Annotated in this window: 29 protein-coding genes; 10 read left to right on the top strand and 19 right to left on the bottom strand. The window is 68.5% G+C overall.

Annotation, left to right across the window (positions count from 1 at the left end):
* Nucleotides 1–59: 59 nt before the first annotated feature.
* From FHR19_RS03260 to lptG, 5 genes are all read left to right on the top strand, one after another.
* A complete protein-coding gene (locus FHR19_RS03260) occupies nucleotides 60–305 on the top strand; it encodes an acyl carrier protein (RefSeq protein ID WP_184024234.1) in 246 nt (81 codons plus the stop codon).
* Nucleotides 306–312: 7 nt separating this feature from the next.
* A complete protein-coding gene (gene spt, locus FHR19_RS03255) occupies nucleotides 313–1,581 on the top strand; it encodes a serine palmitoyltransferase (RefSeq protein WP_184024231.1) in 1,269 nt (422 codons plus the stop codon).
* Between the two features lie 19 nt (nucleotides 1,582–1,600).
* A complete protein-coding gene (locus FHR19_RS03250; protein ID WP_184024227.1) occupies nucleotides 1,601–3,529 on the top strand; it encodes an ATP-binding protein in 1,929 nt (642 codons plus the stop codon).
* 82 nt (nucleotides 3,530–3,611) lie between these two features.
* The gene (locus FHR19_RS03245) at nucleotides 3,612–4,802 is read left to right on the top strand and encodes an LptF/LptG family permease (RefSeq protein WP_184025810.1); all 1,191 of its coding nucleotides are present in this window, start codon (nucleotides 3,612–3,614) and stop codon (nucleotides 4,800–4,802) included.
* A complete protein-coding gene (gene lptG / locus FHR19_RS03240) occupies nucleotides 4,799–5,899 on the top strand; it encodes an LPS export ABC transporter permease LptG (RefSeq protein WP_246359269.1) in 1,101 nt (366 codons plus the stop codon). Before FHR19_RS03245 ends, lptG begins: the two co-directional genes overlap by 4 nt.
* A gap of 268 nt (nucleotides 5,900–6,167) precedes the next feature.
* Here the strand turns inward: lptG and FHR19_RS03235 are convergent, their stop codons facing one another.
* Nucleotides 6,168–7,268, bottom strand: coding sequence for a fatty acid desaturase family protein (locus FHR19_RS03235; protein WP_425505932.1), 1,101 nt, complete (start codon nucleotides 7,266–7,268; stop codon nucleotides 6,168–6,170).
* Nucleotides 7,269–7,369: 101 nt separating this feature from the next.
* Between FHR19_RS03235 and FHR19_RS03230 the strand changes: the two genes are divergently transcribed.
* Complete coding sequence (locus FHR19_RS03230) at nucleotides 7,370–8,515, top strand: N-acetyltransferase (RefSeq protein WP_184024224.1); 1,146 nt, start codon at nucleotides 7,370–7,372, stop codon at nucleotides 8,513–8,515.
* Between the two features lie 45 nt (nucleotides 8,516–8,560).
* On the opposite strand, the gene FHR19_RS03225 is transcribed toward FHR19_RS03230, so the two are convergent.
* From FHR19_RS03225 to FHR19_RS03190, 8 genes are all read right to left on the bottom strand, one after another.
* Nucleotides 8,561–8,788 carry a hypothetical protein gene (locus tag FHR19_RS03225; protein WP_184024221.1) on the bottom strand — a complete coding sequence of 76 codons (228 nt, stop codon included), beginning with the start codon at nucleotides 8,786–8,788 and terminating at the stop codon, nucleotides 8,561–8,563.
* Between the two features lie 169 nt (nucleotides 8,789–8,957).
* Nucleotides 8,958–10,145: a GGDEF domain-containing protein gene (locus FHR19_RS03220; RefSeq protein WP_184024218.1), complete on the bottom strand. Its 1,188-nt coding sequence runs from the start codon at nucleotides 10,143–10,145 to the stop codon at nucleotides 8,958–8,960.
* A 62-nt stretch (nucleotides 10,146–10,207) separates the two neighbouring features.
* Complete coding sequence (gene xth / locus FHR19_RS03215) at nucleotides 10,208–10,978, bottom strand: exodeoxyribonuclease III (RefSeq protein ID WP_184024215.1); 771 nt, start codon at nucleotides 10,976–10,978, stop codon at nucleotides 10,208–10,210.
* 7 nt (nucleotides 10,979–10,985) lie between these two features.
* On the bottom strand, nucleotides 10,986–11,330 hold the full coding sequence (gene erpA / locus FHR19_RS03210) for an iron-sulfur cluster insertion protein ErpA (RefSeq protein WP_184024212.1): 345 nt from the start codon (nucleotides 11,328–11,330) through the stop codon (nucleotides 10,986–10,988).
* 82 nt (nucleotides 11,331–11,412) lie between these two features.
* Nucleotides 11,413–12,540: a M23 family metallopeptidase gene (locus FHR19_RS03205; RefSeq protein WP_184024209.1), complete on the bottom strand. Its 1,128-nt coding sequence runs from the start codon at nucleotides 12,538–12,540 to the stop codon at nucleotides 11,413–11,415.
* A 114-nt stretch (nucleotides 12,541–12,654) separates the two neighbouring features.
* Complete coding sequence (locus FHR19_RS03200) at nucleotides 12,655–13,473, bottom strand: DUF455 family protein (RefSeq protein WP_184024206.1); 819 nt, start codon at nucleotides 13,471–13,473, stop codon at nucleotides 12,655–12,657.
* Entirely contained in the window at nucleotides 13,470–13,934 is a 465-nt protein-coding gene (locus tag FHR19_RS03195; RefSeq protein WP_425505931.1) for a peroxiredoxin, read from the bottom strand. Before FHR19_RS03195 ends, FHR19_RS03200 begins: the two co-directional genes overlap by 4 nt.
* Nucleotides 13,931–16,609: a bifunctional [glutamine synthetase] adenylyltransferase/[glutamine synthetase]-adenylyl-L-tyrosine phosphorylase gene (locus FHR19_RS03190; RefSeq protein WP_184025804.1), complete on the bottom strand. Its 2,679-nt coding sequence runs from the start codon at nucleotides 16,607–16,609 to the stop codon at nucleotides 13,931–13,933. The genes FHR19_RS03195 and FHR19_RS03190 overlap by 4 nt, the downstream gene beginning before the upstream one ends.
* A 74-nt stretch (nucleotides 16,610–16,683) precedes the next feature.
* Here FHR19_RS03190 and FHR19_RS03185 point away from each other — a divergent pair, with 74 nt between their 5' ends.
* The gene (locus FHR19_RS03185; protein ID WP_184024201.1) at nucleotides 16,684–16,860 is read left to right on the top strand and encodes a hypothetical protein; all 177 of its coding nucleotides are present in this window, start codon (nucleotides 16,684–16,686) and stop codon (nucleotides 16,858–16,860) included.
* A 45-nt stretch (nucleotides 16,861–16,905) separates the two neighbouring features.
* Here FHR19_RS03185 and FHR19_RS03180 read toward each other — a convergent pair whose 3' ends face one another.
* The 3 genes from FHR19_RS03180 to FHR19_RS03170 all read right to left on the bottom strand — a co-directional run bounded on the left by FHR19_RS03180 (nucleotide 16,906) and on the right by FHR19_RS03170 (nucleotide 18,655).
* Nucleotides 16,906–17,550: a sigma-70 family RNA polymerase sigma factor gene (locus tag FHR19_RS03180; protein WP_184024199.1), complete on the bottom strand. Its 645-nt coding sequence runs from the start codon at nucleotides 17,548–17,550 to the stop codon at nucleotides 16,906–16,908.
* A gap of 107 nt (nucleotides 17,551–17,657) precedes the next feature.
* Entirely contained in the window at nucleotides 17,658–17,795 is a 138-nt protein-coding gene (locus tag FHR19_RS03175; protein WP_184024197.1) for a hypothetical protein, read from the bottom strand.
* A gap of 56 nt (nucleotides 17,796–17,851) precedes the next feature.
* Nucleotides 17,852–18,655: a response regulator gene (locus tag FHR19_RS03170; RefSeq protein ID WP_184024195.1), complete on the bottom strand. Its 804-nt coding sequence runs from the start codon at nucleotides 18,653–18,655 to the stop codon at nucleotides 17,852–17,854.
* A gap of 250 nt (nucleotides 18,656–18,905) precedes the next feature.
* Between FHR19_RS03170 and FHR19_RS17950 the strand changes: the two genes are divergently transcribed.
* The 3 genes from FHR19_RS17950 to FHR19_RS03155 all read left to right on the top strand — a co-directional run bounded on the left by FHR19_RS17950 (nucleotide 18,906) and on the right by FHR19_RS03155 (nucleotide 21,136).
* Nucleotides 18,906–19,058, top strand: coding sequence for a NepR family anti-sigma factor (locus tag FHR19_RS17950; RefSeq protein ID WP_246359268.1), 153 nt, complete (start codon nucleotides 18,906–18,908; stop codon nucleotides 19,056–19,058).
* Nucleotides 19,059–19,145: 87 nt separating this feature from the next.
* Nucleotides 19,146–20,750, top strand: coding sequence for a sensor histidine kinase (locus FHR19_RS03160; RefSeq protein ID WP_184024193.1), 1,605 nt, complete (start codon nucleotides 19,146–19,148; stop codon nucleotides 20,748–20,750).
* Between the two features lie 260 nt (nucleotides 20,751–21,010).
* On the top strand, nucleotides 21,011–21,136 hold the full coding sequence (locus tag FHR19_RS03155; protein WP_184024191.1) for an entericidin A/B family lipoprotein: 126 nt from the start codon (nucleotides 21,011–21,013) through the stop codon (nucleotides 21,134–21,136).
* A gap of 63 nt (nucleotides 21,137–21,199) precedes the next feature.
* Here the strand turns inward: FHR19_RS03155 and tatC are convergent, their stop codons facing one another.
* From tatC to FHR19_RS03120, 7 genes are all read right to left on the bottom strand, one after another.
* Entirely contained in the window at nucleotides 21,200–21,967 is a 768-nt protein-coding gene (gene tatC, locus FHR19_RS03150; RefSeq protein WP_184024189.1) for a twin-arginine translocase subunit TatC, read from the bottom strand.
* On the bottom strand, nucleotides 21,964–22,386 hold the full coding sequence (tatB, locus tag FHR19_RS03145) for a Sec-independent protein translocase protein TatB (protein ID WP_184024186.1): 423 nt from the start codon (nucleotides 22,384–22,386) through the stop codon (nucleotides 21,964–21,966). The genes tatC and tatB overlap by 4 nt, the downstream gene beginning before the upstream one ends.
* Nucleotides 22,387–22,462: 76 nt before the next feature.
* Nucleotides 22,463–22,684 carry a twin-arginine translocase TatA/TatE family subunit gene (locus FHR19_RS03140; protein ID WP_184024183.1) on the bottom strand — a complete coding sequence of 74 codons (222 nt, stop codon included), beginning with the start codon at nucleotides 22,682–22,684 and terminating at the stop codon, nucleotides 22,463–22,465.
* A gap of 27 nt (nucleotides 22,685–22,711) precedes the next feature.
* Complete coding sequence (gene scpB / locus FHR19_RS03135) at nucleotides 22,712–23,290, bottom strand: SMC-Scp complex subunit ScpB (protein ID WP_184024180.1); 579 nt, start codon at nucleotides 23,288–23,290, stop codon at nucleotides 22,712–22,714.
* Complete coding sequence (locus FHR19_RS03130; protein ID WP_184024177.1) at nucleotides 23,287–24,015, bottom strand: segregation and condensation protein A; 729 nt, start codon at nucleotides 24,013–24,015, stop codon at nucleotides 23,287–23,289. The genes scpB and FHR19_RS03130 overlap by 4 nt, the downstream gene beginning before the upstream one ends.
* A gap of 19 nt (nucleotides 24,016–24,034) precedes the next feature.
* A complete protein-coding gene (locus FHR19_RS03125; RefSeq protein WP_184024174.1) occupies nucleotides 24,035–24,574 on the bottom strand; it encodes a DUF7010 family protein in 540 nt (179 codons plus the stop codon).
* Nucleotides 24,575–24,638: 64 nt separating this feature from the next.
* Entirely contained in the window at nucleotides 24,639–25,646 is a 1,008-nt protein-coding gene (locus FHR19_RS03120) for a glycoside hydrolase family 3 protein (RefSeq protein WP_184024171.1), read from the bottom strand.
* Nucleotides 25,647–25,680 lie beyond the last annotated feature (34 nt).

Below are 25,680 nucleotides of genomic sequence, written 5' to 3'. Positions count from 1 at the left end.
GAAAGCCGCCGCATTGCCCTGTCAGGGCGTCGGCGAACCGCAAGGAAAGAACACCCCGAATGTCCGACCGCCAGGCCGTTTTCGACACCGTCTCCGCCCAGATCGAGCCCTTCAACAAAAAGGGCGTCGCGCTGACCGAGGCAACGACCTTTGCCGGCGATCTCGAATGGGACAGCCTGACCGTCATGGATTTCGTCGCCGCGATCGAGGACGAGTTCGACATCCTCATCACCATGAACATGCAGGCCGAGATCGAGACCGTCGGCCAGCTCGTCGACGCCGTCCAGAAGCTGAAGGCCGAGTAACCCCGCCATGACCGAAGCCGCCGCCACCGCGCACGAGCTGCCCGCCGAGGCTCCCGCCGCCGAGCCGAAGCGCGACCTGTTCTCCAAGTTCGACAGCCTGATCGCCGAGCGCGAGGCGCTGCTGGCGACCGGCGTGCGCGATCCCTTCGCGATCGTGATGGACGAGGTACATTCCCCGACCGAGGCGGTGATCCGCGGCAAGCCGACGATCCTGGCCGGCACCTACAACTACATGGGCATGACCTTCGATGCCGACGTGATTGCGGCGGGCAAGGCGGCTCTCGACGAATTCGGGTCGGGCACCAACGGCAGCCGGATGCTCAACGGCACCTTCCGCGACCATGTGGCGGCCGAGGACGCGCTGCGCGCCTTCTACGGCGCCGACCATGCGATGGTGTTCTCGACCGGCTATCAGGCCAATCTGGGCATCATCTCGACGATCGCGGGCAAGGGGGACTACATCATCCTCGACGCCGACAGCCATGCCTCGATCTACGACGGCTGCGCGCTCGGCAATGCCGAGGTCGTGCGCTTCCGCCACAATTCGGTCGAGGATCTCGACAAGCGCCTCGGCCGCCTGCCGAAGGATGCGGGCAAGCTCGTCATCCTCGAGGGCGTCTATTCGATGCTCGGCGACCTCGCCCCGCTCGATCAGATGGTGGCGGTGGCGCGCAAGCACGGGGCGATGACGCTTTCCGACGAAGCGCATTCGATGGGCTTCTTCGGCGAGCATGGCCGCGGCGTCTACGAGGCACAGGGGCTGGAACTCGGCCGCGACATCGACTTCGTCATCGGCACCTTTTCGAAATCGGTCGGCACTGTCGGCGGCTTCTGCGTGTCGAACCACCCGAAGTTCGAGGTGATGCGCCTCGCCTGCCGCCCGTACATCTTCACCGCCAGCCTGCCGCCGAGCGTCGTCGCCACCGCCGCTACCTCGATCACCAAGCTGATGACCGCGACCGAGAAGCGCGAACGGCTGTGGCGCAACGCGCGCACGCTCCACGCGAACCTTCGCGAGCTGGGCTTCAAGCTCGGCACCGAACAGGCCGACAGCGCGATCATCGCCGTCATCCTCACCGACCAGCAGCAGGCGGTGGTGATGTGGCAGGCGCTGCTGGAGGCCGGCCTCTACGTCAACATGGCGCGCCCGCCCGCGACGCCCGCGGGGACGTTCCTCCTGCGCTGCTCGCTCTGCGCCGAGCATCGGCCCGAACAGATCGAGGCGATCACCGCGATGTTCGCCGAGGCGGGACGCGCCGTCGGCGTGATCGCCTGATCGCCGGGGGGCGGCGCGCGTGAAAGCGGCCGCCCGCCGCCGTTTCCGGCCCGACTGGCTGCCCGAGGACTGGCGCGGCTGGGTGCTGGCGCTGATCCTCGTGCTCGGGATCGGCGTCACCGTCGGCCTCGTCACCACCGTCCTCGATTCCAATGCCGCCCGCGACCGCGCGATCGAGCGGCGCTCGCACAGTTTCGAGGTGATGATCCTCGCCCGCTCGCTGGGCGAGAACCTGGCGCAGGCGGAGGCGTCGCTCGGCCGCTACGTCATCAGCGGCGACCGGCAGTTGGGCGTGCGCTTCGCGGGCGAATGGTACGCGGCGGGGCGGCAGCTCGACATGCTCGGCCGGATGATGCGCGACAACGCGCTTCAGCGCGCGCGCATCGCCGCGCTCGAACGCGCCTATGCCGATCGCGGGCGCGAACTGTCGGTGATCGCGGCGGGCGCGGGCGAGCGCAGCCCCGATCGGGCGATCGCCGCCTTCTACGACGCGCGCGACAGCGTGGCGCTGCGCCGGATCGACGATCTGCTCGGCCAGACGATGGAGGCCGAGCGGCTGCTGCTCGACGCGCGCTCGATCGAGCTCGACGCCAGCGTCGCGCGTTCGAACCGGCTGGCGGGCGGGCTGCTGCTCCTCGGCATCGCGCTGCTCGGGATCGGCCTGTTCTTCGGCTGGCATCTGGTCCGCGCGATCGCCGAACGCCGCGCCGCCGCGGACGAGGCCGACGCCGAGCGCGCCCGCGCCGCCAGCCTCGAAACCGCGGTCGCCGCTGCCACGGAAAGCCTGCGCGCCGAACAGGCCGAGCGGGAGGCGGCAGAGGCGCAATTGAGCCAGGCGCAGAAGATGGAGGCGATCGGCCAGCTCACCGGCGGCATCGCCCACGATTTCAACAACATGCTGGCGGTCGTCATCGGCGGGATCGAGCTTGCGCGGCGACAGCCCGCGATCGATGAGCGGGTCGCCCGCCACCTCGACCACGCGACGGAGGGCGCACAGCGCGCCGCCGCGCTCACCCGCCAGCTCCTCGCCTTCGCCCGTGCCGAACCCGTCGCGCCCGAGGCGATCGATCCGCCCGCGCTGATCGCCGGCATGACACCGCTGCTCGACCGCACACTCGGCGACGCGATGCGGATCGAGGTGGCGGGGGACGCGCGCGGCTGGCGCGTCTGGGCCGACCGGCACCAGCTCGAAAACGCGATCCTCAACCTGGCGGTCAACGCGCGCGACGCGATGGAGGGTCGCGGTACGCTGACGATCGCCGCACGGGCGATGACGCTGACCGCGGGACAGGTCGGCGCATGCGGTGCCGGCGATCACGTCGTCTTCGTCGTGACCGACACCGGCCACGGTATGACCCCGGATATCCAGGCGCGGGTGTTCGAGCCCTTCTTCACCACCAAGCCGGTCGGGCGCGGTACCGGCCTCGGCCTCAGCCAGGTGTTCGGCACCGTCCGCCGCTTCGGCGGGGAGATCGGCATCGAATCGGCACCCGGCCGCGGGACGTCGGTCTCGCTCTACCTGCCGCGCCATCACGCCGCGGCGGAAGCCCCGGCTGGCGCCCCGGACGCGCCCGTCGCCGAAGCCGCCACCACGGGGCGCGATATTCTCGTCGTCGAGGACGATCCGCGCGTCCTGCGCTCCGTCGTTGCCGCGCTCGGCGAGCTCGGCCATCGCCCCGTCTCGTGCGACGATCCGGCGCAAGCGGCCGATACGCTGGGGGGCATGGCCAATGTCGACCTCGTTCTGTCCGACGTGCTGATGCCGGGCGTCACCGGCCCCGAAATGGTCACGAGCCTGCGCGCCCATCGCCCCGACCTGCGCGTCCTGTTCATGACCGGCTTTGCCGGCGACATCGACGACGATGCGCTGGGGCGCGATCCGGTGATCCGAAAGCCGTTCACGCTCGCCGCGCTCGGCGATGCGGTCGCGTCCGCTGCCGGGGGATGACAAGCGCGCCGGGTCGGCCCTATAGCCGGCCCGGAGCCCCCATATGGCGGGCGTCGACGCGAAAGGCAGTGCCGACCTCTCTATGGGCTCGATCGACCGCTACATGGCCCGCCTGATCGCGGTGCCGCTGTTCTCGACCCTCATCATCGCGGCGATGCTGCTGGTGCTCGACCGCATGCTGCGCCTGTTCGACTTCGTCGCGACCGAGGGCGGGCCGGTGGCGGTCGTGTGGAAGATGCTGGCCAACCTGCTGCCCGAATATCTGGGCCTCGGCATCCCGATCGGCCTCGTCCTCGGCATCCTGCTCGCTTTCCGCAAGCTCGCCTCGCAAAGCGAGCTCGACGTGCTGCGCGGCGTCGGCATGAGCTATGGGCGTCTGCTGCGCGTGCCGTACATTTATACGATCGCGCTGGCCGCGCTCAATCTGGCGATCGTCGGCTATGTGCAGCCCAAGGCGCGCTACGCCTATGAGGAGCTGCGGTTCGAGCTGCGCTCGGGCGCGCTGGGTGCGTCGATCAAGGTGGGCGAGTTCACCAATTTCGGCGACGCGATGACGCTCCGCATAGAGGAGAGCCGCGACAGCGGCGCCGACCTGTCGGGCATCTTCGTCCATTTCCGTTCGAAGGACGGCAGCTGGTACGCCGCCACCGCCGAAAAGGGCCAGTTCCTGCGCACCGACGATCCCAACACGATCATCTTTCGCCTGACCCGCGGCGCGCTGGTCCATAATTCGCCCGGCTTCGTCCAGCCGCGGGTGCTGACCTTCACCAGCCACGACCTGCCTATCCCGCTGCCCGAATTCGGCCAGTTCCGCGCGCGCGGCGACCGCAATCTCGAACGCACGCTTCCAGAGCTCGTCGTGCTGGGCAAGGACCCGCGCGTGACCGAGGAAATCCGCGACACCAGCCGCGCCGCCTTCCACTTCCGCGTGGTCGAGGTGGCGACGATGTTCCTCTTGCCGCTGCTGGCACTGGCGCTCGGCATCCCGCCCAAGCGCTCGTCCTCGGCGCTCGGCGTGTTCCTGTCGATCGTGATGCTGGTGACATACCACAAGGTGAACGAATATGGCGAAGCGGTGGGCGGCCTCGGCCGGATCGACCCGATCCTGGCGCTGTGGGGGCCGTTCGCGATCTTCGCGGGCCTCGTGATCTGGATGTACTATCAGACGGCTTACGTCCCCGGTGGCCAGCCGATCGCCGCGCTCGAACGCTGGGTGGGCAAGATCGCGAGCGCCATCGCCCGCCGCCTGCCCGGGCGGAGGCGCATGGCATGAGCGGCGCGACCAGCTTCTTCCCGTCTCGGACCGTCACGCTCTACATGGGCAAGATGTTCCTGACGCGCAGCTTCGCGATCCTCGCGGCGCTGGTGCTCGTGCTCCAGGCACTCGATCTGCTTTCCGAAAGCGGCCGCATCCTCGCTTTTGCCGGCAACGGTCAGGGCGAGGTGCTGCGCTATGTGAGCCTCCGCACACCCGAGATCATTGCGCGGTTCCTGCCCTTCTCGGTGCTGCTCGGCACGATCATCACGCTGTCGACGCTCAACCAGAACAGCGAAGTCATCTCGATGAAGGCCGCCGGCCTGTCCGCGCATCAGGTGTTGGCACCGCTGATCGTCGCGGCGCTGGGCGTGGCGGCCGTGAGCTTCGTGTTCAACGAACGCATCGTCACCCGCGCGACTGCAACGCTCGATGCGTGGCAGGATGTCGACTACGGCCCCCTCCCCGTCGATCGTGGCAATCGCACCAACGTCTGGGTGCGCGAGGGCAACAATCTCATGAACGTCCGCCTCGCGGTCGGGCGCGGGGCGGCGGTGCAGATCGCCGGGATCACGCTGTTCGTGCGGGAGGGCGGCACGCTCCGCTCGGTCCTGACCGCGACCAAGGGCGTGCGCGAGGGTCAGGGCTGGCGGGTCGAGGGCGCGCGCCGCTTCGACGTGAATGCCGGCAAGGTCGAGGCGCTCGGCACGACCCATATCGGCGACGGAATCAGCCCCGACCAGTTCACGTTGGCCAGCGTCAATGCCGACGGCCTGCCGTTCGGCGAGCTGAAGAGCGCGATCGACGAACTCGACACCGCTGGCCGCCCGACCAAGGCGCTGGAGGGTGCGCTGTGGCACAAGCTATCCGGACCGCTGTCGTCGGTGCTGATGCCGCTTTTGGGCGCGGTCGCGGCGTTCGGCGTCGCGCGGTCGGGCAAGCTGTTCGTCCGCGCGGTAATCGGCATGGCGCTCGGCTTCGCCTATTTCGTCGCCGACAATTTCGCGCTCGCGATGGGCAATCTGGGCGCTTACCCGCCCTTCCTCGCCGCCTGGGCACCATTCCTGCTTTTCTTCCTGATCGGCGAAGCGGTGCTGGTGCGGACGGAGGAGTGACCCGCCACCCCGGACCTGATCCGGGGTCCCGCTCCTCCCCTGCTTCCGCAGAAGAATTGGTTCACGCGGAGGCGCAGAGGCGCGGAGATGACGCACCTTGGCCGCGTAGCGGTTCAACAACTGGCGCGGCGCCAGGCTGCGAGTGGCCGATGAGCGACGCTACGCGGCAACGAGCGAAACTGCTCCGCGCCTCCGCGTGAACCCCGCTTCTTCTTTTCCCAGAGGCAGACGAGGCGGGACCCCGGGACCAAGCCCGGGGCGACGACGCTTAGCGGATGCCGAACGTACCCTTGACCAGCCGTGCGAGGAGACCCGGCAGCCCGCGATAGTTCGCCGCGTGGAAGGGGGAGGCCGGCTCCAGCACGCCCGACAGCCGGCGATGCGCCTCGCCCAGCGAGTGATAGGGCAGGCCCGGCAGCAGGTGGTGGAGCGCGTGATAGCGCAGACCCACCGGCGCCCACAGGAACGGCAGCATCCCCGGCGGCGGCACGTTGACCGAATCGAGATATTGCGCGGTCACCGACATCGCCTCGCCCTCATTCTCCCAGAGGTGCGCGACGAGCGTGCGGACCTGATTGACGATCATCAAGACCGAGATCGCCGCCAGATAGATGCCGAACGCCTTGAGCGGGATCAACCCGACGACGGTCAGCGCGACCAGCGCGATCGCCCACACGCTCGCCATCCGCTCGTACCGACGGAACAGCGTCAGCGCCTCGCCCTCCAGCGGGCGGCGGCGGAAGTCGGGGTTGATGGCGAGCGCCGAGAAGCGCGCGTCGATCTCCGCGCGCAGCTTCGGGCTCACCAGCCCCACCGGCACCATGATGCCGAACCGGATCAGGAACCCGATCGGCGCGAGCGCGGCGACGAGCACGAACAGCGGCACGCTCCACGGCTTCATGTGCGCGAGCGGCAGGTACTCGGGATCCTCGGCGGTGCCGTATTTGGTCCGCTGGTGATGGAGGTTGTGCACGCCCTCATAGAGGAACGATGGCGCAAGCAGCGGCACGCCGATCAGCGCGTTCCAGCCGGTGCGAAACCCCGGCAGCGCCGAATGCTTGATGTGGCTGACCTCATGGATGAAGCTCGCCGCGCGATAGAGCGCGAGTACGGCGACGACGAACGACGTCACTGCCCAGCCGGTCGAGGCAAGCGTCATCGACGCCAGCAGCGCGCCGTAACCGATCAGGCTCGACGCGATCAGGTCGGTCCAGTAGATCGCCGGGCGCGGCTTGAGCAGGTCGCGCGTCAGTTCGGCGGCGGTGCGCAGCATCGCCTTGTCCTCGGCGAGCCGGTCACGCGCCGGCGCGGCCATCCGCCGCGAAGCGACGCCGCTCGCGTCGATCTGGGTCACAGACAACATGTTCATGGTTGCAGGCATTGGCATGAGATAGTGGCTATATGTTGGCGTGCAATTGCCGGCGTTCGGACGCTTGACAGCGGATCCCTGCGGGAGGACGTGACACGACCATGATCCAGGTCCGCCCCGTCGCCACCAAGGCCGATACCCGCGCCTTCATCGACATCGCCTATCGGCTCAACGCCGACGATCCGAACTGGGTGCCGCCGCTTCGCCAGGAAGTGGCCGAGACGATCAATCCGGCCAAGAACGGCTGGTTCAGCCATGCGGAGGGCCAGCTTTTCCTTGCCGAGCGCGGCGGCAAGGTCGTGGGGCGTATCTCGGCGCATATCGACACGCTGGCGCTCACCATGCCCGCGGACAAGGGCTTCGGCCCGGGCAGCGGCCAGTGGGGCCTGCTCGAGGCCGAGGATGGAGAGGTCGCCGCCGCCCTGATCGCGACGGCGGAGACATGGCTGCGCGGCAAGGGGACGACGCACGCGCTCGGCCCGATCAGCCTGTCGATCTGGGAACAGCCGGGCCTGCTGACCGATGGCTTCGACCATCCGCCGACGGTGCTGATGGGCCATAACAAGCCGGTCTATCGCGAATGGATCGAGGCGGCCGGCTATACGCCGGCCAAGGAGCTCGTCACCTACGACCTCGACATCAGCCAGGAATTCCCGCCGATCGTCCAGCGCATCGTCGCGGCGGGCGAAAAGAACAAGCGCATCCGCATCCGCCAGGTCGACAAGTCGAAATTCGCCGAGGAAGCGGCGATCATCCTCGGCATCCTCAACGATGCCTGGGGCGACAATTGGGGCTTCGTGCCGCTCACCCAGCCCGAGATCGACGATGTCGGCAAGAAGCTGAAGCCGATCGTCTTCAACGACCTCATCCGCATCGCCGAGCTCGACGGCGAGCCGGTGGCGTTCATGATTACCCTGCCCGACCTCAACGAGGCGGTGGCGCCGCTGAACGGCAGCCTCCTCCCCTTCGGCTGGGCCAAGCTGCTGCTCTGGCTGCGCAAGCCCAAGGCCAGGACGATGCGCGTGCCGCTGATGGGCGTGGTCAAGCGGTTGCAGGCATCGCGGATGGCGAGCCAGCTCGCCTTCACGATGATCGAATATATCCGCCGCGATTCGGTTGCGCACTACGGCGCGACACGCGGCGAGATCGGCTGGATCCTCGACGACAATCAGGGGATGATCGCGATCGCCGATGCGATCCAGAGCCGGATCAACAAGCGTTATACTATCTTCGGCAAGGACCTGTGATCCGCCGGCTCCGGGACGCGACGCCCCGGAGCGGCGGAACGCGGGTCAGCGCTTGAACGGGTCGACGCCCTTGGCCTTCCAGCCCTTCATCGTGTCACAGACGGTGCGCGGCACGCGCGATCCGGTGAGCGTGTCCTTGATGCAGACGCGCGTCGCATCCGACGGCTGATAGCCGCCCGCCGCCACGGGCCGCGCTTCGACAGGCTTGGTATCCTCGACGATCGCGGGAGCGGCGAAACCGAGCGACAGTGCGGCGATAGCGATGATCGACATTTGGGTCCTCCTCCACTTGGCGTCGCCACGGGGGCTGGCGACGTTCGGTGGAGTGCATTAGTCGTGCCAGACACCGCTGCACCCAAATACAACAAGTTAGCGGAGAGGCGACTGCCGATTACGCATGTAGTCGGCGATTTTTCCCAAGGCTCGGCGCGTTTTGCCGGGCTCAACCTGTCCGGTCGAGCGTCATGATCGCCGCCGCGCGCTCGGGCTCGGTCGAGGCGCGCACCACGCGGTTCCGCCCTTGCGCCTTCGCGCCGTAGAGCGCGGCGTCGGCACGCGCGAGGACCGGCTCGATCGCCATGCCGGGCGCGCGCGTCGCGACGCCGCCGCTGACGGTGAAGGCGATGCCCGAACCGCCCGCCCGCTCGGCCGCGTGGCGAATCCGCTCGGCCAGCCGCCACCCGCTGTCGAGGGTGATGCCCGGCACCATCACGGCGAACTCCTCGCCGCCCATCCGCGCCGCGACCGCGCCCTGGGGCAGGTGCGCGCGCAGGATCGCGCCGAAACCGGCGATCACCCGGTCCCCCTCGGCATGGCCGAAGCGATCGTTGATCGCCTTGAACGCGTCCAGATCGAACAGGACCACCTGCACGGGCATCCCGTCCCGGTCGGCATCGGCGAGGATCGGTGCCAGCCGCGCGAACAGGCCGCGCCGATTGTCGAGGCCCGTCAGCGGATCGCTATTCGCCTCGCTACGCGAGCGCAGCACCGAGGCCTCATGAACCAGGAGGAGCAGGATGAGCCCGACCGAGGTCAGCAGAAGCCCGGTCGAGGCCTGTGACAGGACGGCATAGTTGCTGGCGACATAATCGCGCTCGGTCTCGCCGGAGCCCAGCCAGACTGCGGCGAGCGCCTTTAGCGGGAAATGGATCGCCATCACCGTCAGATCGACCGTGAGCACCGTCGTCAGCAGGCGGCGGGGCCGTGCCTGCGATGCGCCCCACGCCGACACCAGCATCGCGAGCGCGAACGGCGCCTGATACGCCAGTTCATAGGGAAGCCAGTTGCGTGGTCCGTCATGGATCGCCAGACGGACGACCATCCCGCCGACGAACATCAGGGCAAGCAGGCGGTGCGGGCTGTGGCGATGATTGAACCGCGCGATGCAATGCGCGCTGAGCAGCGTAGCAGCGAGAAACGAAGCGTAGCCGAGGATCGAGAAAAACGCTGGATAGCCGGTGTAGCTGACCAGCAGTTCACAGATCGGCGTCATCATGCCGATCAGATAGGCGACCGCGAACCGCCGCGCGGCGCGTTCTCCGGGATCGGTGATCGCGATCGCCGCGAAACTCAACGCGAACAGGAGGGCCACGCCGACATTGGCGGCCAGTCCGAATGCACCCACTTCCATTCCCGCCCCCGCGATCGCTCGTGAACGATGCTAGCGGGCAGAGCCTTTAAAACCGTTAACTCTTAGCGCAGCGATACCCAGGTCGGCGCATGGTCACTCGCCTTTTCCCGGCCACGATAATCCTTGTCGACACCGGCATCGGTGAGGCGATCGGCAGCGGTCGGGCTGAGCAAAAGATGGTCGATGCGAAAGCCCGCATCGCGTTGCCAGGCGCCGGCCTGATAGTCCCAGAAGGTCCAGACGCCGCCCCGAGGATAGCGGGTGCGCAGTGCGTCGGTCCAACCCTGTGCCAGTAACCGGCGATAGCCCTGCCGCGACTCCGGCTGCATGAGCGCGTCGCTCTCCATTGCCCGGACCGAGAAGGTGTCGTCGTCATTGGGAATGACATTATAGTCGCCCGCCAGCACGACGGGCTTCTCCTCGGCCAGCAGATCGAGCGCGTGGGCCGACAGCCGCTCGATCCAGCGCAGCTTGTAGTCGAACTTTGGACCGGGCACGGGATTACCATTGGGCAGGTAGATCGAGGCGATGACGACGCCGTTCACCTCGGCCTCGACATAGCGGCTGTGCTCGTCCTCCGGCTCGCCCGCCAGACCGCGCTTGCGCTCGACAGGATCGGTGCCCTTGGCGAGAATGGCGACGCCGTTGAACCCTTTCTGCCCGTGCCAGACAGCGCCATAGCCGGCGGCGCGGATATCGGCCTCGGGAAACGTCTCGTCGCTCGACTTCAGTTCCTGGAGGCAAACCACGTCGGGCGCCTGCTCCTCGAGATATTCGAGGAGGCGGGGGAGCCGTGCCTTGATGCCGTTGACGTTGTAGCTGACGATCTTCACGCGCGCGTCAGACCGAGAAGCTGGTGCCGCAGCCACAGCCCGATGCCGCCTGCGGATTGGTCACCCGGAACGCCGCGCCGCCGAGCGATTCGACGAAATCGACTTCCGCCCCGCGGACGAGATCGAGGCTGACCGAATCGACGACGAGGCGGACCCCCGCCGTCTCGGCGACGCTGTCGTCGCCTTCGATCGTGTCGGCGAGGCCGAAGCGGTACTGGAAGCCCGAACAGCCGCCCCCCTCGACCGAAAGCCTCAGGATCGCGGGCTTTTTCTGGCGCTCGGCGATCGCGGCGACGCGAGCGGCGGCAGACGCGCTGAGCGCGATCTCGGGCTGGATGGCGGTTTCGGTCATGGGGGTGGAGATAAGGGAAGTGGGGGTCGCCATCAATGGACGACCCCTCTCCTCCCCTACCTCGCAAAACTCGTCGGGCGGCTTACTTGGCCGGGCCACCCATCGCGCCACGCTGACGCAGCGCCTTGTCCTGCGCGCCTAGCAGAACGTCGGCGGTCTGCATATAGGGAAGCGGATTGACCGGGCGGCCGTCGATCCGAACCTCGTAATGCAGGTGGCTGCCGGTCGAACGGCCGGTCGAGCCCATCAGGCCGATCAACTGGCCGCGCTTCACGCGGACATTGTCGCCGATCATGATCCGGCTGAGATGGCCGTAGCGCGTCTCGATGCCCTTGCCGTGATTGATCTCGACCAGATTGCCATAGGCACCCGCCCGCTCGGCGCGGCGAACGACACCGTCGGCGGTCGCATAGACCGGCGTGCCGATCGGACCGGGAATGTCGACGCCGGCATGCATCGCGGCGGTACCGCGGAACGGGTCAGAGCGGACGCCGAAGCTGGAAGTCAGCGAAATGTTATCGACGGGCTGAAGCGAGGGGATCGAGATCACCGCCTGCTCGAGCGTGTCGAGCTTCTTCCAGCTCTGGAACAGCGAGCGGAACTGCGCGTCGGCGTTCACCTCGGCCGCGGCAGCGGCGCCTTCCTTGCTGTCGAGCGGCAGGAACGGACCGCCCATGCCCGCACGGGCAAGCACGCGCTCGGGCTTCACGCCCAGCTTCTTGAGCTGGCGGGCAGTGGCGGCGGCGCGGGCATCGGTCGCTTCGCGCGCGGCCATCGCGAACTCGACCTGACGGGCCTCGACCTTGTTGAGCGGGGCGAGGATCTGCGCGGCGGCGGCCTCTGCCTTGGCGCGGGGCGCCTCGGCCAGATCGGCGAGCTCGTCGGGGCTGCCCTTGCCGCTCAGCACCGCGGCGATCAGCGCCTGGCGCTTCTCGACGCGGGCGGCATGAACTTTGGCGGCTTCGCGGACGGCGGCGACGTCGGCGCGCATCTTGGCGACCTCGGCCTGCATCGCCTCGACCTTGCCGGTGGGGGCAGTGGTCGCCTGTACCGCGCCGTAACCGGTGAGCGAGAGCGTCATCGCCGCCGCGCCGACCGTCAGCATCTGCTGGACCGGGCTGATCGACACGCGGCGCGCCTTGCGGCCGTCGTGGATCAAGAACTGGCGGGTACGAAGGAAAGAAGCCTTTTGCGCGGTCGGTTCGTTCATATCGCTCGACAGATCAGACATATGGCGCTTGCGACCCAAACACGCGCGGCCGCGGGCACGATTGCCCCGCCGCTGATGATTGCCCCGTCGCAGCCCCACCCGCGTGTCGTGACGTCAGGCTGTGTGTCCGGTAACATTCATGTCAGCAAGGGGGCCGTAGAAATCGCGCGTCAAACCGGCAGCGGCGCGCGCCGAATCGTTGAACGGTGGCTTAATGATCCCCCGAAAGTATGAGGAAACGAGGGCCTGCCACGTGCTTGCGGGGTCGAGCGAATCCCGGATGCAGGCCCATCCGTACCAGCGCGTCCCCGCCGCGACGTGGCGGACTTCGTCGGTCAGGATACGGCGCAGGATGCGCACCGTCGGCTCGTCGTCGGCGCTGGCGAATCGCTCGATCGTCTGCGGCGTGACGTCGAGACCGCGCGCCTCCAGCACCATCGGCACGACGGCCAGCCGCGCCATCGCATCGTGCCGCGTCGCGAACGCCGCCTCCCACAGCCCGTCATGCGCGGGCATCGCGCCGTAGAAGCTGCCGAGCCGGTTCAGCCGCCGCTCGACCAGTGCGAAATGCATCGCCTCGTCCGCGCCCACCGCCATCCAGTCGTCGGTGAACCCGCGTGGGAACTCGGCCCCGAACCGCCCCACCGCGTCGAAGGCGAGGTCGATCGCCACGAACTCGATATGCGCGAGCGAATGGATGAGCGCGATCCGCCCCCGCTCGGACCCGCCGCGCCCGCGCTTGGGCATCCGGTTGGGGGGCAGCAGTTCGGGCACCGCGGGCCGCGCCGGGCGGTCGGGCATCGCCACGTCGAAGCGGAAGTCGAGCCGCCCCAGTCGCCAGTCGCGCGCCGCCGCCCGCGCCGCCTTGACCTTGGCACGCGGGTCGGCAGCGGTCAGGACGGCATGGGCTGCCTCGCCTACGGTCCGATTCACAGCGCCTTCGCGGCCTCCAGCACCTCGGCGACATGGCCGGGCACCTTCACCTTGTGCCAGGCGCGGACGAGCTTGCCGTCCTTGCCGAACAGGAAGGTCGCCCGCTCGATGCCCATATACTTCTTCCCGTACATCGACTTTTCGGTCCACGTCCCGAACGCCTCGCATACGCTGTCGTCGGCATCGGTGGCGAGCGGCACTGTCAGCTCGTACTTCGCCGCGAACTTCTGGTGCTTGGCGGGCGGGTCCTTTGAGATGCCGAGCACGCCGACGCCCGCCGCCTCAAAATCGGCCATCGCGGCGGAGAAGTCCTTGGCCTCGTTGGTGCAGCCGGTTGTGTCGTCCTTGGGATAGAAATAGACGACCAGCGGCGCGCCGAAATCGGCCAGCGACCGCTCGGTACCATCGGGCATCGTCACCTTGACCGCGGGGATCGCATCACCTTCGCCGAGCGCCATCATTCGTCTCCTTGCACCTCGTCCCAAGCCGCGCGCACCGTCTGCCGGACGGCGTCCAGCGCGGCGACCACCGCGTCCCAATCGGCAAGGCCGAGCGCGCGGGCAATCAGGGCCTTGGTCGGGGGCGCCGGCTCCTGCGCATCCGGCGCGACCAGCCGCAGCGTGACGATCAGCCGGGTCAGCAGTTCGAGCGCGACGCCGAGATCGTCGGACACCCGCCCCTCCCCCGCCAGCACGCGGATCGCCGCCGCCAGATCGGGCGAAAAGCCCGTCCGGTGAACGAGCTGGCGGACATGCACCGCAAACTCCAAATCGACGAGCCCGCCGTCGAGGAGCTTGGCATCCAGCGGCCCCTGCGCCGGCTTGTGCGCGCGCATCTCCGCCCGCATCGCGGCGGCGTCGGCGGCGATGTCGCGCTCGGGCCGCGCGCCGTTCAGCACGGCATCGACGATCGCCTGTGTCGCGGCGCGCGCTTCACGCGACCCGAACACCGGCCGCGCGCGGGTGAGGGCCATATGCTCCCACGTCCACGCGCTTTCGGTCTGATAGCGGCGAAACCCTTCGAGCGAGACGACCAGCGGGCCTTGGTTGCCCGAGGGACGCAGCCGCGTATCGACGGGATAGAGCGGGCCGGAAGCGGTCGGCACCGACAGCGCCGCCGTCACCCGCTGCGCCAGCCGGTTGTAATAATGAACCGCGCCCAGCGGCCGCTTCCCGTCGCTCTCGGCCGCATGATCGCCGGTGAACAGATAGACGAGGTCGAGGTCGCTGGCGTGGGTCAGCGCCCCGCCGCCCAGCCGCCCGAGCGCGAGGATCACCAGCTCGCTGTCCGGCACCCGGCCATGCGCCCGCTCGAACTCCTCGGTCGCGGCAGCCGCCAGCGTCTCGATCGCCGCTTCGGCCAGCCGCGAATAGCCGCGCGCGACCTCCAGCGGGTCGCGCGCGCCCGCGACGATCTGCACGCCGAGCGCGAAGCGTGTCTCCGCCACCACGCGGCGCACATGGTCGAGCCGCTGCTCGTAATCGAGCCGCCCCGCGCGCATCGCCGCAACGATTTCCGCCACGTCGCCCACCGGCTCCAGCGCGCTCGCGTCGATCAGTCTGTCGAGCAGCTCCACCCGCCGCCCCAGCGCATCGGCGAGCGTCGGCGCCAGCGCCAGCACCGTCGCCAGCAGCCGCGCAAGCTGTGGCCGCGCATCGATCAGACGGAAGAAGTTGATCGCGCTGGGCAGCTTGCCCAGCATACGGTCGAGCCGCAGCAGCGCCGCATCTGGATCGGGCGCCTCCCCCAGTGCGGCGATCAGGCCGGGCAGCACATCCTCCAACGCCGCGCGGGCCGGTGCAGAGCGAAGCGCGGGATAGCCCCCCGACCGCCATTCGGCGACGCGGCGCACCGCGCTCGGCCCATCGGCAAACCCCGCCGCCGCCAGCCGCTCGGCCAGCCCAGCCTCCGCATCGGGCAACCGGTCGGAGCTCTCCGGCTCCAGCGCGTCATAGATCCGGCCGACCGCCTCGATATGCGGGCGCAGGTCGGCGAGCAGCGCCGTACCGTCCGCCAGCCCGTCGAGCCGCGCGACGCGATCGAGCGAATCGCCGGCGGGCAACGTGTGCGTCTGGCGATCGTCGATCATCTGCGCGCGGTGCTCGACCGTCCGCAGCCGGCGATAGGCGTCGGCCAGCACGCGCGCATCGTCCGCGTCGATCCGCCCCGCCGCGCCCAGCGCCGCCAGCGCATCGAGCGTTGCCGGTGCACGCAGCGCCGGGTCGCGCCCGCCGTGGATCAGCTGGTGGATCTGCGCGAAGAACTCGATCTCGCGGATGCCGCCGCGCCCGCGCTTGAGGTCGTAGCCGGGGCCGAACGCCTGCCCCTGCGCATGATGGTCGCGGATACGCGCGGTGATGCCGCGAATCTCGGCAATCGCGCCGAAGTCGAGGCTGCGCCGCCAGACGAACGGCGCGATCGCGGCGAGGAACCGCTCGCCCAGCGCCACATCGCCCGCACAGGCACGCGCACGGATGAAGGCGGCGCGCTCCCACGGCAGCGCGGCGGACTCATAGTAACCGATCGCCGCCTCGACCGGCAGCGCGATCGGCGTCACCTCGCTCGAGGGGCGCAGGCGCAGGTCGACGCGCAGGACATAGCCGTCGCCATCGCGCGCCTGGAGCAGCTCGACCACCCGCTTGCCGATCCGCACGGCCGCTTCCTGGGGCTCCTCACGCGGGCGGGTGGGCAACGTCTGCGGATCGAACAGCAGGATGGGATCGATGTCGGAGGAATAGTTAAGCTCGCCGCTCCCCTGCTTACCGAGCGCGATCGCGGTGAAGCCGGCAACGTCGGCGCCCGGCGTCCGCTCCTCGATCGCCGCGCGAATCGCGATTTCGAGCGCACGGTCGGCAAAAGTGGTCAGCGTGCCCACCACCTGTTCGAGCGGCCACGCCCCCGACAGGTCCGCCAGCGCCGCCAACAACGCAAGCCGCCAGCGCGCCCGCCGCAGCCGCGCGGCGACCGGCAGATCGTTCAGCCCGTCGAACGCCGCCGCCAGCGGATCGGCCAGCAGCGCCGCCGCATTTGCCGCCGTTTCGGGCTCGCGCTGCGCGGCCAGGCGAAGAAAAGGCGATTCCTCGCACGCGCGCACGAGCGCTGTCGCTATCGTTTCGGGATCGACCGTCGCCATCATGTCACGAACCTCGGGAAGCGACCAAATGACGGTATTGTCAAGAAACATACCGGCTTGATCCGCGTTATACCCGCATGACCAGACAGCCCCCCTTCGAGCGAGACGCGGCAAAGCGCGTTCAGGTATCGCGGCCATGCGCCAGCGATCGCCTGACCGGTGCCCTTCGCGGCGCCTATGGGCGGGACACGGGATTGCCCGACGACATGATCGGGCTGCTTCAGGAGCTCGACAGAAAAACCGCGCGGCATTGATCATCCCGCGCGGTTTTTATGATGGTTCGCCGATAATCTTACAGATCAGTGCAGCCCGCGATCCCGGCTCAGTTCGTCCACTTCGCCCATGATCGTGTCGAGCGCGCTCTTGTCGCCATGATCGTGCAGCGCGCGGCTGGGCAGCGCGCCGTCGGTCAGGAGATTTTCGAGCGCGACACGGCCCCGGGCCACGCGGCTCTTGATCGTACCGACCGCAACCTGACAAATCTCAGCCGCCTCTTCATAGGCGAACCCGCCCGCGCCCACGAGGATCAGCGCCTCGCGCTGCGGCCGCGGCAGGTGCAGCAGCGCACGCTGCATGTCGGTCAGCTCGACGTGGCGATCCTGGCTGGCCGGCGCGGCAAGCAGCCGGTCGGCGACGAGGTCGTCCCACTCGCCCTTGAACCGCGCGCGGCGCATCTGGCTGAGATACAGGTTACGCAGGATGATGAAGGTCCAGGCGCGCATATTGGTGCCCGCCTGGAACCGCTTGCGCGCGGCCCACGCCTTCAGCAGCGTCTCCTGCACCAGATCGTCGGCGGTATCGCGGCTGCCCGACAGCGAGCGGCCGAACGCGCGAAGGTGCGGAATGACCTGCGTGAGCTGTGCCTTGAACTCTGGGTCCGAGAGCGAGACATGCTCGCGCTCGGGCATTTCGCCGCCCGGCTGTTGTTCGTCAGACTGGGACATGCAGCTCCGATCGGATGGGCCCTGCGGTACGCGGCCACGGTCTGGAACATAAGGGGTGGGGGCGGGAATGACCATCCCCGCCGCGTCATCGGAAGCGGACAATCGGGTCAGGCCAGGACGAGATACGCAAAGATCGCGATCACCAGCGCGAGCGAAATCGGCAGGATGTACCGCGTCATATGGGGGGTCGCACCGGCGCGAGCGCGGTCGGCGTCGATATGAATCTGCTCGTTCGGATCAGCCATATCGCTTCAACCCCCCAGGTTCGTTTTGGGTCCGTATCCTTTTGACGCGGAGCGGTTTACGCGCCGGCCGGAACCGTCGACTGGTCGAAGAACAGCGCCTGGCTGATGGCCGCCTTCACCGTCGACCGCTGGAACGGCTTGGTGATGAGGAAGGTAGGCTCCGGCCGCTCGCCCGTCAGCAACCGCTCGGGGAAGGCGGTGATGAAGATCACCGGCACGTTGAACTGCGCGAGGATGTCCTTGACCGCGTCGATGCCCGAGCTGTCATCGGCCAGCTGGATGTCGGCGAGGACGAGGCCGGGACGATCCTCCATTGCCAGCGCCACTGCCTCGTCGCGGGTCACGGCGACGCCGGTGACTTCGTGGCCAAGGTCGCGGACGATCGTCTCGAGGTCCATGGCGATGATCGGCTCGTCCTCGATCACCAACACGCGGGCGCGCGTCTGCTGCTCGATCTCGGCCAGCGCGTCGGCAACCAGCGTGTCGACTTCGGCCGTATCGACGTCGATCAGATAGGCAGTGTCCTCGACGGTGAAGCCCTCCATCGCGGTCAGCAGCAGCGCCTGGCGCGACAAGGGCGCGATGCGGGCGAGGCGGGCGCGGGCGATCGCTTCCTGATCGCTGCCGCCGGCGTGATCGGCCTCATGATCGTCGATCTGGCTCGATCCCCAGATCGCCTGGAACGTGCGGTAGAGGCCGAGGCGCGGATCGACGTCGCGCGGAAACTCCTCCGGCGCCGCGACGATCGCCTCGAGCGTCGCGCGGACGTAGCGGTCCCCCTCGGCCTGGCTGCCGGTCAGTGCCCGGCCATAGCGGCGAAGAAACGGAAGGTGCGGGGCAAGCTGCTGTCCAAGCGACATGGTGATTCTAGTCTCCTCCACCGCCCGCTGAGGGCGGGCGGGCAAATCAGATGTGGTAAGGCCGCGGACGGGCAAAATCCCCCCCTCCCCGGAAAAGCCACAAGCCACGGAACCATCGAACGTCTTTTTAGTTTCATCGCTCCGAACGCGCATAGGTTGCGCGAGAAGCGAAGCGCTGCAAAGGGCCTCGCCAGACAGTGTCGTACCCGTCGTCCGGAAACCGGGGGATGGCGGGCTGCAGGGGGAAGTCGTGGGTTCTGACAATCAGCCGCCGAAGCCGCCAAGGACCCCGCCAGCGCCCGCGAACAAGAATGTCGGCGATGCGCTGCGCGCCGTCTATCGCGAGGCGGTGGAGGAGACGGTGCCGGACGACCTGCTCGACCTGCTCAAGAAGCTCGATTGAGCGCGCGCGCCTGGCGCGCCGTCCATCCGTCGCGAAAGCCCGAATGACCATGGCGTTCGCACCGCATTGCTTTAGCGTCGGTCCACGATGACCGCGCCCGATACCGTACCCGAACCGGACCTGCCGCCCGAGATCGAGCCGCGCCGCTGGCTGTCCGGGTTGCCGACGGGCGCGCGCGTCTTCCTGATCCTGGGCGGCGCGTTGCTGCCGCTCGCGCTGCTCGCCTTCCTCGCCACCGTCCAGACGACGCGCATTGCCGATGTGGAGGTGCGCGCGCAGCTTCGCGTGGCGCTTGCCGAGAGCAACCGCTCGATCGGCGCCGAGCTGCTGGGCGACATGGCGGCGCTGCGCACCAGCGTCGTCGCGCTTGCGGCCGATCCCGGCAACGACGCGACCTGTGCCCGCGCCCGCGGCATTTTCGCACAGCAATATGCCGCGGGCCTCCGCTTCGCGATCCGCGACCGGGCCGGCCTGCTTCTCTGCGGCGAGGCACTGCCCGCCGACCGCGCGATCGCTGGCGAGCGGATGGATGCAGGCCGGATCGCCGCGCAAGTCGTCGCCGATGGCGTCGTCCTCGCCGTCGCCGATCCGCGCTCGGGCGTGATCGGCACCGCCTTCTTCCCCGCCGGTTTCCTTGGCCCGATCGCCCAGCCGAGCGGGCTTCTCGCCGACAAGGGTATTGCGCTGCGCGACGACGACGCCTCGCTGACGCTGGCCGACCTGCCCGATGCCGGCCCGTTCGCGCGGACCGAGAGTGCCGCGACACCGATCGGCATCGACGGCCTAGTCGTCGAGATGGCGATGCGCGGCGCGCCGATCACCTCGCCGCTGCTCGTCGCGATGCTGATCCCCTTCCTGATGTGGATCGGCGCCGCCGCCATCGCGTGGTTCGTCGTCGATCGCTTGCTGATCCGGCCGCTACGCCGCCTGCGGGCGAGCGTCGGTGCCTATGCGCCGGGCACGGTGCTCGGTCCGGTCGACTATGGCGCTGTGCCGGCCCAGGAGATCCGCCAGCTCGGCGACACGTTCCGCGCGATCACGCATACCGTCGTCGCGCACGAGGCCGGACTGGCCGAGGGGCTGGTGCGCCAGACCAAGCTGACGCGCGAGGTGCATCACCGGGTCAAGAACAACCTTCAGGTCATCGCCAGCCTCATCAACTTCCACGCGCGCGGCGCCGCGACGCCCGAGGCGGCGGCTGCCTATGCCTCGATCCAGCGGCGCGTCGATGCGCTCGCGGTCGTCCACCGCTATCACTTCGCCGAGCTCGAAGAGAACCGCGGGGTCGAGATGCGCGCGGTGATCGGCGAACTGGCCGCGGGCATCCGCGCCGGCGCGCCGGAGGGTGCGCATCGATTCGCCGTGGCGATCGAAGTCGAGCCCGTCATGGTGTCGCAGGATACCGCGATCGCCGTCGCCTTCCTCGTCACCGAGCTGCTCGAACTGGCGATGACCGCGAACCCAGAGACGCAGGCGCGCATCTCGCTGCGCCAGCCCGCCGACCAGCCGGGGATCGGCGTCCTGCGCGTCGTCTCACCCGCGCTGATCCAGGGCGACGGGCTAGACGCGCTGCTCGCCGGGCGTTACGGCCGGGTAATCGCGGGCCTTGCGCGCCAGCTTCGCGCGCCGCTCCATCACGATCCGCTGAGCGGCGCCTACGAGATCAACGTCGCGGTGATGGGCCGTCCCTGAAAAAAATCGTGGGTAAGCGGGCGGCGTCGGAACCCCCCGCGGGGACGCACGTTCAGCAACCCGGACGGTGACCTTTTGCCCCCCCGCTCTCACCGTCCACGACATGAGGCCCGGAAGCGTCGACCCTCCCCCCCCCCCGGCGACGCTTTCGGGCCTTACCCCTTCCAACATCACCTGGTCTTCCAACCGCTGGTTACAGCCGCGGAACGAATATCGACGAGCGGCATTTTGATGCCACTGGTTCTAGGATGGAGATGACTATGCGTAAGCTTCTGGGTCTGGCCGTGGTCGCGGGTGCGCTGCTGACCAGCGCGTGCAACACCGTCGAGGGCGTCGGCAAGGACGTGAAGTCGGCGGGTAGCGCGGTCGAGAAGGCGGCGAACTAACCCCCGGCCGCAAAGGTCGAACGAAAAGGCCGCGCTCCTCTTGGGAGCGCGGCCTTTTTCGATTCAGGCGGGTTCTTCTTCGACCGTTGCGGTCTTGGCGCGCTTGCGCTCGGTGAACCAGATGCCGATCAGTGCGAGCTCGTAGAGAAAGATCAGCGGGATCGCGAGGAGGAACTGCGAGCCGATATCGGGCGGCGTCAGGACGGCTGCGAGCCCGAACGCGGCGACGATCGCATAGCGCCGGGCGCCCACCAACTGCTTGCGCGTCACGATCCCCGCGCGCTCCAGCAGCATCAGCAGGATCGGCAGCAGGAACGCGATCCCGAACGCGAACAGGAACTGCATCACGAACGACAGGTAGTTGCCGACCGAGGGCAGCGCCTCCTGCTGAATGCCGCCGAAGTTGCCTTGGAAGCCGAGCAGGAAGTGGAGCGCGACCGGGATCGTCACGAAATACGCAAGTGCCGCGCCCATCGTGAACAGCACCGGCGTGGCGAGGATGAAGGGCAGCAGCGCCTTCTTCTCGTTGCGATACAGGCCCGGCGCGACGAATTGCCAAAGCTGGTTGGCGAGGACCGGGAAAGACACCATCATCGCCGCGAAAAACGCGACCTTCACCCGAACGAAGAACGCCTCGAACAACTGGGTGAAGATCACCTTTTTCTGCCCCGCCGCCAGCAGCGGCTGGACGAGGAAGGCGAACACGTTCTCGGCAAAATAGTAGCAGACGCCGAACGCGACGAAGATCGTCAGCAGGCAATAAAAGAGGCGGCGGCGCAGCTCGATCAGATGTTCGAGAAGCGGGGCCTGCGTGTCGTCGATATCCTTCACGGCTGCCCCTTCTGCGCCGGATCGGCAGGCGCCGCGGCGGGTTCGTCGCGGATCACCGGCGGCGGCGTCGTGACGGGGCCATGATCGACGTCAGGCGCGGTCGAACCGGCCACGCTGTCCGACGGGGATGCATCGTCGGGTGCGGGCGGGCCTTCGAGCGCGACGGGCTCGGCGCCGGGCTCGGGCGGATGCTCGCGCATGATCCGCGCGTTCTCCTCCGCCCACTTCTTTTCCATTTCGGCCAGTTCGGCCTCACGGACCATCGAATCGAAGCCCGAGCGGAATTGCCGCGCGATGCCGCGCGCGCGGCCGACCCAATAGCCGACGAAGCGCATGGCCTTGGGCAGGTCCTTGGGGCCGATGACGAGCAGCGCGACGATGGCGACCACCATCATCTCGCTCATGTTGAAGTCGAGCATCTCGCCCTGTCGGTCCCGCCCTTAGCGCTGTCGTGTCATGCGGGCGGGCATCGTCGCCTGCCCCGTCCGGCGAATGTCAGCGCGTCTCGCGCGTGCGTTCCTCGGTCTTGTACGCGGGTTCCGCGGCGCGCTGCGCTTCGATCCGCGTCGGCTCGGCCTCTTCCTCGGCCATGCCCTTCTTGAAGTTCTTGATGCCCTTGGCGACGTCACCCATCAGGTTCGAAAAGCGGCCACCGCCGAGCAGCAGGATCGCGATCACGCCGAACACCAGCCAGTGGATCAGGCTGAAACTACCCATGACGAATCTCCTAGAGGTCGCCCCTATCTAGTCGTCCTCGCCGTCCTTTTCCACCGATACCTGTTCGAGCGCCAGATCGACCGGGTCGAGCAGCCCCGCCGCGCGCAGATCGTCGATCCCGGGCAGGTCGCGGCGGCTCGCAAGGCCGAAATGATCGAGGAAGGCCGGCGTGGTGGCATAGGTGAGCGGCCGGCCCGGCACCTCGCGCCGCCCGGCGGGCCGGATCCAGCCGGCCTCCATCAGCACGTCGATCGTGCCCTTTGCCACCTGGACCCCGCGGATGGCCTCGATCTCCGCGCGCGTCACCGGCTCGTGATAGGCGATGATCGCCAGCGTCTCGATCCCCGCACGGCTCAGCTTGCGGCTATCCTCGCGATCGCGGCGGAGCAGATGCGCGAGGTCGCCCGCAGTCTCGAAATGCCAATGCTCGCCGCGCTGCACGAGATTGAGGCCGCGCCCGGCGTAATCGGTCCGAAGTCGCTCCAACGCGTCGGCCACGCCGGTCCGCTCCCCCAGATGCGCGGCGATGTCGGTGACCGTCAGCGGGCCGGTCGCGGCGAACAGGATCGCCTCGACCGCGCGGGTGCGCTCGTCGGGCGGGGTCATGCCAGCGACCGAAGGTAGAGCGGGGCGAAGGGCGCGTCCTGCGCCAGTTCGATCCGCCCCTGCTTGGCAAGTTCGAGCGCGGCGAGAAAGCTGGAGGCGAGCGCCGAGCGGCGCCACATCGCCTCGCCCCCCTCGGGCATGAAGCGTTCGATCCGCGTCCAGTCGATCGCCTCGCCCAGCATCGCCGACACGCGCGACAGCGCCATCTCCAGCGTCATCACCGGCCGCTGGCGCACGACATGCAGCACCGGCCGCGACCGCGCGCTCACCCGGCCATAGGCGGCGATCAGGTCGTAGAAGCCCGCATCCCACTTCGTCCGCCGGATCGTCCGCAGCCCCTCAGGGCACCCGCGCGTGAACACGTCACGGCCCAGCCGGTCGCGCGCCATCAGCCGCGCCCCGGCCTCGCGCATCGCATCCAGCCGCGCGAGCCGTAGCGTGAGGCGCAGCGCCAGTTCCTCGGGGCTCGGCGTCTCCTCCGGGTCGCGCGGCAGGAGGAGCGCCGACTTGAGATACGCCAGCCACGCGGCCATCACGAGATAGTCGGCCGCAACCTCCAGCTTCAGGTCGCGCGCCGTGGCGATGAAATCGAGATACTGGTCGACCAACTCGAGGATCGAGATCGCCCGCAAATCGACCTTCTGCGTTCGCGCGAGGCCGAGCAGCAGGTCGAGCGGCCCCTCCCAGCTCTCGAGCGAGATCGTCAGCGTATCGGCATCGGTCATGCCCGGTCGTGCATCCCCGTCAGTCGCGGCGCATCCGCGCGAAGGAGAAGAGATACGCCGCGATGACGACGATGCATATCGCCGTCAGGTGCCACGGCCGCGGCACGAACAGATAGGCGGCATAGGCGGCGACGCAGCGCCCGATCGCGTGCTGCATCCCCACCGGATCGTCCGCCGACCAGCCAAACGGGATCCAAACGAGCGCCAAAAGGATCGCGGCGCCCAGCACGATGATGCCGGGGTTGTTCAGGCCCGCGATGATGACCAGCGGCCAGAGCAGCCCGATCATGACGATGCCGCCCATGAAATTGGCGAGCACCGGGTTGCCCGCGCCGCTCTTCATGAGCTGTCGCCCGCGCAGCCGATCGATCAGCAGCGCGAGCGGGAAGATCAGCCCGCTGCCGAACGCAACCGCGAACCCTAGCGTCTTCGGCGACACGATGACCGAGGCGACTGCCGCGATCGTCCACAGGATGATTCCTGCCAGCGGCATCGACGCGGTCGACGTGGCGCGGAACTGCTCGCGAAGGCTCGCAAGCGGCATGGTTTCGTACGTCATTATTCCCCCCTTTTTTGCCGCCCTTATCCGCGGCTTCTGGGGCGTTCAACGGCGGCGACGCGCGTCAGGCGCCTGCCAGCGCGAGCAGCGCGTCCCGCTTCGCCACCAGCGCGGCAAAATCACCCTGCGGAGCCTGCCGCGTCGCCATCGCGCGGTCGAGCCGGGCCAGCGTCGTCGCCGGGGCGGGGACCAACCGGCTGGCTATGTCGACCATCTCGGGCATCCGCGCCCAGCAGTCGAGCACCACGTCGCATCCCGCCGCAATCGCCCCCGCCGCCTTGTCGCCCGCCGATCCCGACAGCGCCTTCATGTCGATATCGTCGGTCATGAGCAGCCCGTCGAACCCGATGCGCCCGCGGATCACCTCGCCGACGATGGTCGGAGAGAGTGTCGCAGGCCGCTCGGCGTCATAGGCCTCGAACACGCAGTGGCAGGTCATGCCCATAGGCGCGTGAGCGAGCGTGCGGAACGGCTCGAAATCGACCTCCAGTTCCTCGGCCGTCGCGGTGACGCGCGGCAGTTCGTGGTGGCTGTCAACGCGCGCGCGGCCGTGGCCGGGCATGTGCTTCACCACGCCGATCGTGCCACCCGCCGCCAGCCCGTCGAGCACCGCGCGGCCCAATGCGGCGACCTGCATCGGCTCGCCGCCATAGGTGCGGCTGGCGACCGCAGGGGTCGCGCCCTCCACCGCCACGTCGAGCAGCGGCAGGCAGTCGACGCTGATCCCGACCTCCGCCAGCATCAGCCCGATCGCCTGCGCATTCACCCGCGCCGCCTCGATCGCCGAGGACGGCGCCAGGCTCCAAAGCCTTGCGAAAGCGGGGCCGGCGGGCGTGGCTGGCCATTCGGGCGGCTTCATCCGTGCGACCGGCCCGCCCTCCTGATCGATCAGGATGGGCAGGTCGTCGCGGCCCGACAACGCGCGCAGCTCGTCGGTCAGCGCGCGAAGCTGGCCGCGATCGACCACGTTGCGCGCGAACAGGATGTAGCCGAGCGGATCGGCCTCACGGAAAAACGCGCGCTCGTCGGCGGTCAACGCCGGGCCGGACAGGCCGTAGATGACGGGAAGCATGGGGCGGGACTAGCGCGGGGCGGCGGAGAGGCCA

The organism is Sphingomonas yantingensis (assembly GCF_014199325.1).
GTDB classification, from domain to species: domain Bacteria; phylum Pseudomonadota; class Alphaproteobacteria; order Sphingomonadales; family Sphingomonadaceae; genus Sphingomonas; species Sphingomonas yantingensis.
This window is presented reverse-complemented; position numbering and strand designations above follow the sequence as displayed.